This is a genomic window from Deinococcus radiotolerans, from assembly GCF_014647435.1.
Lineage (GTDB): Bacteria > Deinococcota > Deinococci > Deinococcales > Deinococcaceae > Deinococcus > Deinococcus radiotolerans.
This window is the reverse complement of record NZ_BMPE01000004.1, coordinates 128,866-139,814: the sequence shown is the minus strand read 5'-3', so window position 1 is coordinate 139,814 and position 10,949 is coordinate 128,866. Positions and strand designations below refer to the sequence as shown.

The window sequence follows — 10,949 nt, the reverse complement described above, 5'->3', positions numbered from 1 at the left end:
CCCGGCAGCCTAGCCGCGCCCTGAACGTGCCCGCATCGGCCAGCTGCGCGGGCCGCACTGAGCCGGATGGCGGAGGCACCGGGCGGACGCCTACCAGTCGAGCGCAGCGCGCCGGGCGTCCAGCAGCCATGCCTCGACCCGCGCGGCGTCGGGCCGTTCGGGCAGGCGGGTGCGCTCGGCCGCCTGCTCGAACTCGGCTTGCAGCGCCTGCCGCCACGCGTCCGCCTCGGCCCAGCCCGTCTCGCCGCGCTTGATGGCCAGCAGCGCGTTCCGGTGCGGCGTGACGTCCACGAGGACCTCCCCGGTGCGCAGGGCGTGCGCGCCGCTGATCAGCAGGCGCAGCAGGTGCACGAGGTGTTTCAGCCGCACCTCGCCGTGCACGCGCCGCTCGTTCTCCAGGCGGCGCAGCTGCGCCCGGACGTACTCGCCGTACGTCGTGACGATCAGGCGACTCAGGAACGCGTCCCGGATGTCCAGCAGCGCCGCCGCGACCGGCGTGACCGTCATTGGCAGCGGCGAGGCCAGCACCTCCAGCACGTTCGGGTTCGCCCGCAGCGCCAGCCGCACGAACTTCCCCGCCTCCCAGTACACGTCCTCGCGGCCGGGCGCCTCGAACTCCAGCTGCTCGGGCACACCTGCGAGGCTCCAGTGCAGCCGGGCGGGCGGCAGGTAGAAGCCGCGCACATCCGTGTCTGACGCGTCCGTGCCCAGCCCGAAGGCGCGACTGCCCATCACGCACGCGTACTGCACATAGGGGCTCAGGTCCTCATGCGCGGCCGGGAGGGGAAGGGCCTCGGCGTCCGCACGGGCGACTTTCAGATGCACGCGGTTCACAGGGCGTACCACCCCCGCGAAGTTCACGTCGTACACGCTGCCTGTGCCGCCCACCACGACGCCCCACGTGCCCTGCGCCAGCCCAGGCAGGGGCACGTGCAGCGCCACACGCGTTCCGGGAAGCAGGTCACGGGTCATGCCCGCACGCTACCGCGCTCTGGCCCGCGGGGGGATGCGTCAACTGGCCGAGCGTGATGGGCAGCAGGTAATAAAAAAGCCGCCTCTTGGGCGGTGATGTCCAAAACTATAGCGTGGTATGCAGGATTGGTCAAGGGTATGCGGGCGTATCCTGGGCCCGTGAGGACGCTTTGAGCGGGATCGTGTGGCTGGCGCTGGACGGCGTGGGGCACCCGCAGGACGCGCCGGGCGGGAGTGTCTGGGATCAGCCGCTGGACACCTTGCGTCCGCTGGTGGACGCGGGCCGGTGCCTGGACGCGACGCTGGGCGTGCCGGGCCTGCCGCAGTCGGGGACGGGGCAGGCGTGCTGGCTGACGGGGCGGGACGCGGTGCGCGTGATGGGTGAGCACTTCGGGCCGCATCCCGGGCCGACGCTCCAGCGCCTGCTGGAATCAGAGGCGTTGCCGGTGCGGCTGGCGCAGGCGGGGGCACGCGTGGCGCTGGGCAACGAGTACGTGCCTGCGTACTTTCAGGCGCTGGAATCGGGGGCGGGTCGCCGCAACCGGATGGGCTGCTTTCCGTTCGCGTTCCGCGCGGCGGGCCTGCCGCTGAACCCGCCGGGGGTGCCATTGCTGGGGGCGACGCTGGGCCTGCCGTACGCCCGGCCCTGGGAGGGCAGGGTGGGGGAGCGGGCGGCGTTGGACCGGCTGATCCGGCACGGTGAGGGGCTGGCCCGCGCGGCCGCGGAACTCGATCTGCTGACCCTGGACCTGTGGTTCGGGGATCTGCTGGGCCACGCGGGCGCGCCGGACGTGCCCGGGGACGCGCTGGCGGCCGGGCGGTCGTACCTGCGGCGGGTGGACGCGCTGCTCTCGGGCCTGCTGGGGGCGGGGGCGCGGGTGGCGCTGAGCAGTGACCACGGGAATCTGGAGGACCTGCGCACGAAGGGACACACGCTGGCGCGCGTGCCGTTCGCCGGTGCGGGTCTGCCGCTGGGCAACCCGACGGATGTGGTGGAGGCCGGGCAGATCTTGGCGGGCTGGTTCGGGCTGGCGCCGGCTTGACTGGTCTGGGGACCCGGCTGTTAGAGTGTCCGGCGCACCCATTCAGGATGAGAGGCCGCCCACGGGGGTGGGCAGCAGGACGCGCCGGGCACGGAGCCGGGCAGGTTATCCACAGGTTTATCCACAGGCGCTGTGGACAGCCTGTGGATAAGGGGCAGGGCGCAACCCTGCTCGGTGGGTCATTTGTTCGTGTGAAACACGCTTTTCAGGTGCAGGGTGGAAGAGTTCCACGGACCCCAGAGTTATCCACAGGCCGCCGTTTCACTGTGGATAACTCTGGGCGGCGCGGCGGGTTTCGCTCACAAAAGCCCGCACGGCGCGGGGATCTTTCACGCCGGCCCCCGCTTCCAGGCGGCTCACGGCGTCCACCCCGGCGGGCCTCAGGGCGATCATGGCGGCCGCCACGTTCCCCGGCCCCAGGCCTCCGGCCAGCCACGCCCCGTGGGGGAACAGCAGGCGCAGGGCGTCCCAGTCGAGCGGAATCCCGCCGCCGGGTTCGGGCGCGTCCAGCATCAGGGTGACGCCGGGGTGCCCGTGCCACATGTCCGCCTGCGCCGCCAGATCGGCGGGCTGCGCGACACGCAGAACGGGATAATACGCGGCGACCGCATTGACGTAAAGACTTGACAAGGGTCCGTGCAGTTGCACAGCGCTGACCCGCGCGGCCTCAGCGGTGCGCAGCACCTCGTCCAGACCCTGATTCAGGAACACGCCCACGCGCGCCACGCTGGGACCCACGCTCAGGCCCGCCTCGCGCGCCACCTGCGGGCTGACCAGCCGCTTGCTGACCGGCGCGAAGATGAACCCCAGCGCGTCGGCGCCCGCCTCGGCACTCAGGACGGCGTCGTGGACGCTGGTCGTGCCGCACACCTTGACCTTCACGCTCATGGGGTCTCCCGCGCGGCTTCCAGTTCGGCCACCCGGGCCTCCAGCGCGCGTACCTGCCGGGTCAGGGCCAGCAGCAGCAGCGCGTAGTGGTCGTAGATCTTCGGGCGTTCCATGCGCAGCTCCCCGGCCATCCAGCCGTCGAGCAGGCGCTCAGCTTCCCGCAGCACCTCGGTATCGGGCACGTCCCGGTACGGGCGGCTGCCCATGATCTCGCGCGCGAAGTTCAGTTCCCGGTCACTCATGCGCTGCATTCTCCGTGAAACGCGCCCGGGCCTGCATGACAGCCGCGTGGTTCGCCTCGGCCCACAGCCACACCGGGCAGAACGCCTCGCTCAGGCTGCGGCCCAGCGGCGTGAGGGTATACTCCACGCGCGGCGGGATGACCGGGTGCACCTCGCGGGTCAGCAGGCCGTCGAATTCCATCTGCCGCAGGGTCTTGGTCAGCATCTTCTGGCTGATGTCGGGCACCTGCGCGCTGATCTGCGTGAAGCGCAGCGTGCCGCGCTCCTCCAGGACCTCCAGCAGGATCAGGGTCCACTTGTCAGCCACGCGGCCGATCATCTCGCGCACCAGCCCCTCGACCTCCGGGGTGCTGTGCGGCCAGGGTGCCACGCTCTGAGTGCTCTCCACCGGGTAACTATAGCACTTTCGGGTGCCTACTTCCCAAAAGAGAGTGACGGGGGTATGGTCGGGACACAGGGATGGGTGGCCCACACGACAGGCTACCCCCCGGAGGAGACCCCATGAACATCACCGGCAACACCATCCTGATCACCGGCGGCGGCAGCGGCATCGGCCTGGGCCTCGCGCAGGCCCTGCTGGACCACGGCAACACCGTCCTGATCGCCAGCCGCAGCCAGCGCACTCTGGACGCCGCCGTGGCCGCCCACCCCGGCCTGCACGCCTATCCCCTGGACGTCACCGACCCCGCTTCCATCCAGAGGGTTGCTGCGCAGGTCGCGGCCGACCACCCCACCCTGAACGTCCTGATCAACAACGCCGGCATCATGCTCGCCGAGAATCTCCTGGACGGCACGGCCCTCCCGGCCGCCGAGGCGACCGTCACCACCAACCTCCTCGGCCCGGTCCGCGTCACGCAGGCGCTGCTGCCCCATCTGCTCACGCAGCCCAGCCCGGTCATCGTGAACGTCACCTCCGGCCTCGCCAGCATCCCCCTGACCCGCACGCCCACATACAGCGCCACCAAGGCCGCGCTGCGCTCCTACACCGAGAGCCTGCGCCACCAGCTGCGCGGCACGCCCGCCCAGGTCATCGAACTCGCGCCGCCCTACGTCGCCACGGAACTCATGCCCGGCGGCAGCCACGACCCGCACGCCATGCCCCTGAACGACTTCATCGAGGAAACCATGACCCTGCTCGCCCGGCCCGGCATTCAGGAAGTCCTCGTGGAGCGCGTGCTGCCGCTGCGCAACGCCGCGCTGAACGGCACGTACGCGCAGGTGTTCCGCGGCCTGAACGGCGAGTAACGCCCGGGGGTGCGTCACCTGGCGGATGCCCGCACGCCAGGGAACGTGCCACGCTGCGGGCATGAGTGAGCCCGCGCGCCGCGAGACCACCCTGCACCTCCTGCTCACGCCGCCCGGCGGGCACGAGGTGCAGGGCCGGACCCTGACCGTGACCACGCCCGTGTACTACGGCGAGCACGTGCTGGAGGCCGCGCGCGCCGCAGGTATCGAGGGCTGGCTGGGGCGGCGCTTGGCCTTCACCCGCCACGCCCCGGACGGGGACGGCGTGACCCGCGCCACCTGCACGTGGCAGCTGTTCACGCCGCAGGCGACCCATCCGGGCCCGCTCCCGGACGAACTGCGCGACCTGGCCGCGGCTGCACTCAGCCCGGTCCGCACGCCTTGGTTCCAACCGGACTGGCACGCGGGCACCCTGAACTGGCTGGACGAGGAATTGGCCGCGCAGGACCGCCCGCGCCAGGGGGACCCGGTCGTGCTGAAACACTGGCAGATCAGCGTGCTGTGGCGCGTTCCGGCGCTAGGCGGGCCCGTGTACTTCAAGGCCGTCCCGGACTTCTTCACGCGGGAGGTGACCGTTACCGCCCGCCTGGCCGCCGAGGTTCCCGGCGCCGCCCCACCCGTCCTGGCCGCGGATGAGCGGCGCGGCTTCCTGCTGCTGGACGCCTGCGGGGACGCCGGGGGCGACCCGGAGGCGGTCCTGCGTCAGCTGGCGCAGGTGCAGCGCGCGACCCTGCACCTGCTGCCCGACCTGCACCTGCGTGAGCGCGGCCCCACGTACCTGCTGGGGCAACTGGACGCCCTGCTGAGCGACGAGAGCCTTCACGCCGGCGAGGGCGGCCCGCACGCGAACGCCCTGACGCCCGCTGAGGCCACCGCCCTGCGCGCCCGCCGTCCCGAACTGGAAGCGGCCCTGGACCGGCTGCGCGCCAGTCCCCTGCCCCTCACGCTGGGGCACGGGGACCTGCACGGCGGGAACGTCACCACGCAGGCCGGGCAGGTGACGCTGCTCGACTGGTCCGACGCCAGCCTCACGCACCCGTTCCTCGACGCGAATCCCGCCTACCTGTGCCCGGACGGCACCGACACCGATCCGGAGGTGCTGAGCGGCGCGCGCGACGCGTACCTGCGCGAGTGGCTGGACCTCGCCCCGCTGGACGAACTGCGCGCCCTGCACGCCGACGCGACCCTGACCGGCGGACTGTACCGCGCCCTCGGCTACTTCGATGGCATCCAGGGCGCCGTCGAGGACCGCCGCGAATGGGCCGGCGCGCACCTGTGGCACCTGCGCCGCCTGCTCCCCTGAAGGATTGAGCCGCAGGCTGGACGGACCTGCCGCCGCGCCGGGCTGGTCCCAGCCGCCCCGCAGCAGAACAGAAGGAGCGCCACCCTCTCGCAGGGGTGGCGCTCACGGACATCTGGTTTACCGGGGCGTGACGGTGCAGCTGCCCAGGCTGGTGCCCTTGTCCTTGCTGTCACGGTGACTGGTCGCGTCGCCCTTGACGCTCCCGGCGCTCAGGCCGCCCTTGTCGGCGCTGCATACCAGGAACGTCTTGTCGGTGCGCTGCACGATCACCAGCAGTTCGCTGGCGTCCGCGTCCATCAGCACGCTGCCCTTCTCGTTGCCGCGCGTGGCGGCGCCGCTGAAGCCGCTGTCCTCGTCCGGCTCGTCCAGGCTGACCGTGAAGGTGCCCACGCCGGGGAAGCTCACGTCCCAGCGCTGCCCGACTTTCAGGGCCAGCGGCCACTTCAGGGCCGGGGCGGCGCTGCCGGTGGACGCGGCTGCTGCGCCGCTCGCCAGCGTGCACGTCCCGGCAGCCACGCCCGGGTCCTTGCTGTCCTGGTAGGCCCTGGCGCTGCCGCGCAGCGTGCGGTCCACGGTGCAGGTGTGGAAGGTCTTGTCCGCCTGACCGACGATCATCAGCAGGGACTGACCGTCGAGCGTGAACAGCGCGTTGCTGGTCTTGCCGCCCTGCGTGGCCGTGCCGGGGTAATCGCCGTCACTGTCCTTGGCGCCCAGCTTCACGCTGTACGCGCCGCCCTGCGAGAACGTGACCGTCCAGGTCTGACCGGCCGCCAGCGCTGGGGGCCACGTGCCCGCCGGTGCCGCCGTGGTGGAGGTGCTCGTGCTGGTGCCCGAGGTCTTGGCCCTGAGGCTGACCACGCAGTCCCCGGTGCGCGTGCCGTCCGATTCCAGGTTCGGGAAGGCGTACAGGCTGCCGGTCCAGTCGCCGCTGCCGGCCTTCACGCCGCTGGGTTCCACGACGCAGCTGCTGTACGCCTTGCCGTCCGGGGTCCACTCCACCCAGACTTCGTTGTCATCCTCGTTGTAGTAGAAGAACGCTGTCTGGTCCTTGCTGCCGCTGCGGGCCCGGCCCTTGAGGCTGCCGTCGTCCGTGACTTCCGTGAAGTCCGTCGTCCAGGTGCCGGCGGCCGCGCCGCCCGTGACGCGGACCGTGCCGGTCACGCTGGCCCGCCCGGTCGCCAGCGCCGGGGGCCACACACCGCCGCCCGCTCCGGCGCTGGTGTTCGTGCTGGGCGTCACGGCCGCGCCGCCGCCCTTGCGGACCACGAAACCCGTCACGTTCGGGGTGATCAGGCCCCACGCGAGCGCCAGGGGCCGCATGAACGACGTGCGCGAGTTGTGATCCCCGGCCACGCCCGCCGAGTGCACCCCGACCAGCGCGCCGTTCTCGTCGAACACCCCACCGCCCGAGTTGCCGGGCCCGGTCTGCGCGTCATGCTTGACCCACTGGCGCCCGCTGGTGTTCAGGTCCTCCCCGGTGAAGCCCCCCACGGACCCGCGTGAGAACGAGAGGGTCATGCCGCCGGTGCCCTGGAAGCCGAATACGTAGATGTCATCCCCGATGCTGAGGGTGTTGGAATCCCCGACCTCCACGAAGGGCAGGTTCAGCTTCCCGACGGGTTTCTCGTTGCGGTCCTCCACGATCTGCACGATGGCCAGGTCGAGGTTCGGGTCGGCGGCGACCACCTTGCCCCAGTACGTGAACACCGGTTCGCGGTCCGCGAACTGCACCACGCGCACCTGAATCCACTTGGACAGCTGCCGGGTGTCGGGGTCGCCCACCACGTGGTAGTTCGTGAGGATGAAGCCCTGCGGGCTGATCACGCTGCCCGAGCCGAGCGAGCCGTCCAGCTCGCCCTCCTCGTCGGTGGGGAGCAGCATGACCGTCGCCTGAATGATCCGCTCCCGCACTGTCTTCGGCAGGGCCTGAGCGCCCGCCCACGAGCCCAGCAGCAGCGCTGCACATGCCCAGACCTTCAAGATTCTCATGTTCTTATTGAACCTCAGGTCAGACACGTTGCCTAGACCCCCGCCATGGGCACCGCCGCAGGGGTCAGGCGCCCGGCACGCCCGCCTCCGCGAAGGTCCGCATCTCCCGCAGGGTGGCCGCCGCGCCCAGCAGGATCGGCGCGGCCAGCACGCCGCCCGTCCCCTCGCCCAGGCGCAGGTTCAGGTGGAACATGGGCTTCAGGCCCAGGTGCGCCAGTTGCGCCGCGTGCCCGATCTCGGCGCATTCCCCGGCGGGGAACAGATAGTCACGCAGGTGCGGGGCGAGGGTCACGCCGATCAGAGCCGCGCTGCCCTCCACGAAGCCGTCGAGGATCACCGCCCGGCGGCTGGCGGCGGCCTGGAGCATGACGCCCAGCATCGCCGCGATCTCGAAGCCGCCGAACTCGGCCAGCACCTCCAGCGGGTCCGTGGTGGGCGTGCGCTCCAGCGCCGTGCGGATCACCGCGACCTTGTGCGCCAGCCGCGCGTCATCCACGCCCGTGCCGCGCCCCGTCACCTGCGCCGCGTCCAGGCCCAGCAGCCGCGCCGTGATGGCCGCCGCCGGGGTGGTGTTCCCAATCCCCATCTCACCCGGAATCAGGACGACCGCGCCGTCCTCGATCGCCCGGCGGGCCAGCGCCGCGCCCGCCAGGATCAACGCCTGCGCCTCGTCCACGCTCATGGCCGCCTGCACGCTCAGGTCGTGCGTGCCCCGCCGCAGGGCCGCCCGGACTAGAGCCGGATGCTCGGGCAACTCCGCGTTCACCCCGGCGTCCATTACGTACACCCGCGCGCCCACCGCCCGCGCCAGCGCGTTCACCGCCGCGCCACCCGGCCCCGCCGGGGTGTCCGCCAGGAAGTTCGCCACCATCGCCGGGGTCACCTCGGGCGGGTACGCACTCACGCCCGCGCGCGCCACCCCGTGATCCCCCGCCGCCACGATCACCGCCACGCCCCGTGGATCAGGCCGCTCGCTGCCCAGCACGCCCGCCAGCCGCACCGACAGCTCCTCCAGATCGCCCAGCGCGCCCGCCGGTTTCGTCAGCTGCGCCTGCCGCGCCCGCGCCCGCCCCATCGCGTCGGCATCGGCAGGCTGGATGGCAGTCAGGAGGGCCGTCAGGTCAGGAAGCATCAGCGCGCATTCTGCCCGTTCAGGCGGGCGGCCACAGCGCCGTCAGCCACCAGTGTCCGGCTTCGCGGCGCAGGGTGGCGACCATACCGGGCGGCGCGGCCACTGCGGAGAGGTTCACGGTCAGGCGCAGCGCGGCCAGCAGCGGCCCGGCGTGCGTGAAGGCCACCACCTCACCCGCCGGGAGGGTATCCAGCCACCCCTGCACGCGGGCGTGGAAGCCCTGCCCGGTGTCGCCGCCGGGGGGGCCGTGGGGACTCGCGGGGTCGCTCAATGCCTCGATCCAGGCGCGGGGCGCGTCGCCGTGCGCGGCTTCCAGTTCGGCCCAGGTGTGCCCGGCCATCACGCCAAAACTTGCCTCGGCCAGCGCCGGGTGGGGGAGGGCGTCCGGGAATCCGGCCAGTCGCGCGGTCTGCCGGGCGCGGCCCAGCGGAGACGTGAACGCCAGCGCGTGCCGGGGCAGGTCGAGGCGGCGGGCCAGCGCCTCCCCGGCGGGCGTGAGGGGCGCGTCCTCGCGCGGGTGCGGGTAGCGGCGCTGCGCGTTCGGGAGGGTAGGCGCGTGACGCACGAGGTGCAGCGTCAGGGCGTCCGGCACGGCTCAGCGGCCCCAGGCGAACGCGCCCAGCGCGAGCAGTTCCGCCGTCACGACGATCATCCCGTACGTGTCGCCGTTCAGGCCGCCGCCCAGCCGCCGCGCCGCGAACGCCGCGACCAGAAGCGCGCCGATCAGCGCCGCCAGCCACGCCGCCCACGCGCCGGGGATCAGCAGGGTCGGCGCGGCGATCAGCGCCGCCGCCCAGAGGCGGCCCTCGCGCGAGCGGGCGCCCAGGCTCTCGGCGCGCGCCGCCGGGTAGGTGTTCATGGGGATCAGCAGCAGCGTCCGCGCGGCCACCGCAGCCACCAGCGGCGCCAGCGGGGGGATGGGCGCCGACAGCAGGGTCCAGAGCAGCAGCAGATAGAGGCCCCCCGTCGCCAATCCGAACGCGCCCATGTGCACGTCGCGCAGGATCACCAGCCGCTCGGCGGGCGTCTTCATGGCGAACAGGGCGTCGGCGCTGTCCACCAGCCCGTCGAAGTGCAGCATGCCGGTCAGCAGCAGCCACGCGCCCACGCCCAGCGCGGCGATCACCCCGCCGGGCAGTGGCACGTCCAGCCACAGCAGCAGCGCCACGGCGCCGCCCACCGTGTACCCGGCCAGCGGGTAGTACGCACTCGCCCGCGCGAAGTCCCCGTCGCGTATCTCCTTGATATGCGGCAGGGGCAGGGTCGTCAGGAACGTCAGCGCCAGATGCGCCGCGCGCAGCTGATCGCGCATCAGGCCCCCTCCGATGGAGCGGTTTGTCCAAACCGTTTCATCCGAGCGGAGGCGAGTGGGAGGAAAGCGGATGCCGGGCGTGGAGTCGACCACCCGGCGCTGTCCCGGGTGGTCGACGAAACAGACGGCATCCGCATCAGGTCGTCTGCACGTGGATCTGCGCGGCGACACCCAGCGAGAGGGTCAGGGTGTGGTCGGTCGCCCAGACGGTTAGGGTGCCCAGCGCGGCGTCCACGGCGTCCAGCCGCAGCGGCGCGCCCGGCGTGAGCCCGGCGGCCATCATGGCCCGCAGCTGATCGGCGTCCCCGTCCGGGACGCGCGCCACGGTCGCGGTGTCGCCAGGCGCCAGCTGCGACAGACGGCGCTGCGGCTGGTGCGGCAGCTCGCCGTCCAGGGTGGGGATCGGGTCGCCGTGCGGGTCGTGCGTGGGGTCGCCCAGCCACGCCGCGATGCGGGCCTCCAGCCGCTCGCTCAGGGCGTGTTCCAGCCGCTCGGCTTCCTCGTGCACCTCGTCCAGCGGGACGCCCAGCGCGCGGTGCAGGAACAGTTCCAGCAGCCGGTGGTGGCGCAGGACCTCCAGCGCGACCCGTTCGCCCTCGGCGGTCAGCTGCGCGCCCTGGTACGGCGCGTGCGACACGAGGCCCTGCTCGGTCAGCTTGCGCAGCATGCCGGTCACGCTGGCGGGCGCAACCTCCAGCGCCGCCGCCAGAGCCTGGGTGTTCACCTTGCCCGCCTGCCCCAGCGTGTACAGGTGCTTCAGGTAATCCTCCGCCGAGCGGGACAGGGAACGGCCGGTCATGCCGCCCAGTGTAGCGGCACCGCA

At 72.3% G+C, this 10,949-nt stretch carries 12 protein-coding genes; 3 read left to right on the top strand and 9 right to left on the bottom strand.

The window, feature by feature from the left end:
- Positions 1 to 90: 90 nt before the first annotated feature.
- A complete protein-coding gene (locus IEY63_RS10315) occupies positions 91 to 972 on the bottom strand; it encodes a nucleotidyltransferase domain-containing protein (protein WP_189068922.1) in 882 nt (293 codons plus the stop codon).
- Positions 973 to 1,142: 170 nt separating this feature from the next.
- Here IEY63_RS10315 and IEY63_RS10310 point away from each other — a divergent pair, with 170 nt between their 5' ends.
- The gene (locus IEY63_RS10310) at positions 1,143 to 2,015 is read left to right on the top strand and encodes a metalloenzyme domain protein (protein WP_189068921.1); all 873 of its coding nucleotides are present in this window, start codon (positions 1,143 to 1,145) and stop codon (positions 2,013 to 2,015) included.
- Positions 2,016 to 2,276: 261 nt separating this feature from the next.
- Here the strand turns inward: IEY63_RS10310 and IEY63_RS10305 are convergent, their stop codons facing one another.
- From IEY63_RS10305 to IEY63_RS10295, 3 genes are read right to left on the bottom strand one after another with little or no spacing between them, the layout of a single operon-like run.
- The gene (locus IEY63_RS10305; protein ID WP_189068920.1) at positions 2,277 to 2,903 is read right to left on the bottom strand and encodes a phosphoribosylanthranilate isomerase; all 627 of its coding nucleotides are present in this window, start codon (positions 2,901 to 2,903) and stop codon (positions 2,277 to 2,279) included.
- Entirely contained in the window at positions 2,900 to 3,145 is a 246-nt protein-coding gene (locus tag IEY63_RS10300; protein WP_189068919.1) for a hypothetical protein, read from the bottom strand. The genes IEY63_RS10305 and IEY63_RS10300 overlap by 4 nt, the downstream gene beginning before the upstream one ends.
- Positions 3,138 to 3,533: a winged helix-turn-helix transcriptional regulator gene (locus IEY63_RS10295; protein WP_229784638.1), complete on the bottom strand. Its 396-nt coding sequence runs from the start codon at positions 3,531 to 3,533 to the stop codon at positions 3,138 to 3,140. Before IEY63_RS10295 ends, IEY63_RS10300 begins: the two co-directional genes overlap by 8 nt.
- 113 nt (positions 3,534 to 3,646) lie before the next feature.
- Between IEY63_RS10295 and IEY63_RS10290 the strand changes: the two genes are divergently transcribed.
- Together IEY63_RS10290 and IEY63_RS10285 are read left to right on the top strand one after the other, a co-directional pair.
- The gene (locus IEY63_RS10290; protein WP_189068918.1) at positions 3,647 to 4,390 is read left to right on the top strand and encodes an SDR family oxidoreductase; all 744 of its coding nucleotides are present in this window, start codon (positions 3,647 to 3,649) and stop codon (positions 4,388 to 4,390) included.
- Between the two features lie 61 nt (positions 4,391 to 4,451).
- Positions 4,452 to 5,693: a phosphotransferase family protein gene (locus IEY63_RS10285; RefSeq protein ID WP_189068917.1), complete on the top strand. Its 1,242-nt coding sequence runs from the start codon at positions 4,452 to 4,454 to the stop codon at positions 5,691 to 5,693.
- A 117-nt stretch (positions 5,694 to 5,810) separates the two neighbouring features.
- Here IEY63_RS10285 and IEY63_RS10280 read toward each other — a convergent pair whose 3' ends face one another.
- The 5 genes from IEY63_RS10280 to IEY63_RS10260 all read right to left on the bottom strand — a co-directional run bounded on the left by IEY63_RS10280 (position 5,811) and on the right by IEY63_RS10260 (position 10,925).
- Positions 5,811 to 7,682 carry a S1 family peptidase gene (locus IEY63_RS10280; RefSeq protein WP_189068916.1) on the bottom strand — a complete coding sequence of 624 codons (1,872 nt, stop codon included), beginning with the start codon at positions 7,680 to 7,682 and terminating at the stop codon, positions 5,811 to 5,813.
- Positions 7,683 to 7,746: 64 nt separating this feature from the next.
- Positions 7,747 to 8,814 carry a nicotinate-nucleotide--dimethylbenzimidazole phosphoribosyltransferase gene (gene cobT, locus IEY63_RS10275; RefSeq protein WP_189068915.1) on the bottom strand — a complete coding sequence of 356 codons (1,068 nt, stop codon included), beginning with the start codon at positions 8,812 to 8,814 and terminating at the stop codon, positions 7,747 to 7,749.
- A gap of 19 nt (positions 8,815 to 8,833) precedes the next feature.
- Positions 8,834 to 9,406: a histidine phosphatase family protein gene (locus tag IEY63_RS10270; RefSeq protein WP_229784637.1), complete on the bottom strand. Its 573-nt coding sequence runs from the start codon at positions 9,404 to 9,406 to the stop codon at positions 8,834 to 8,836.
- A gap of 3 nt (positions 9,407 to 9,409) precedes the next feature.
- Entirely contained in the window at positions 9,410 to 10,126 is a 717-nt protein-coding gene (locus IEY63_RS10265; protein WP_189068914.1) for an adenosylcobinamide-GDP ribazoletransferase, read from the bottom strand.
- A 136-nt stretch (positions 10,127 to 10,262) separates the two neighbouring features.
- Entirely contained in the window at positions 10,263 to 10,925 is a 663-nt protein-coding gene (locus IEY63_RS10260) for a metal-dependent transcriptional regulator (protein WP_058974392.1), read from the bottom strand.
- Positions 10,926 to 10,949 lie beyond the last annotated feature (24 nt).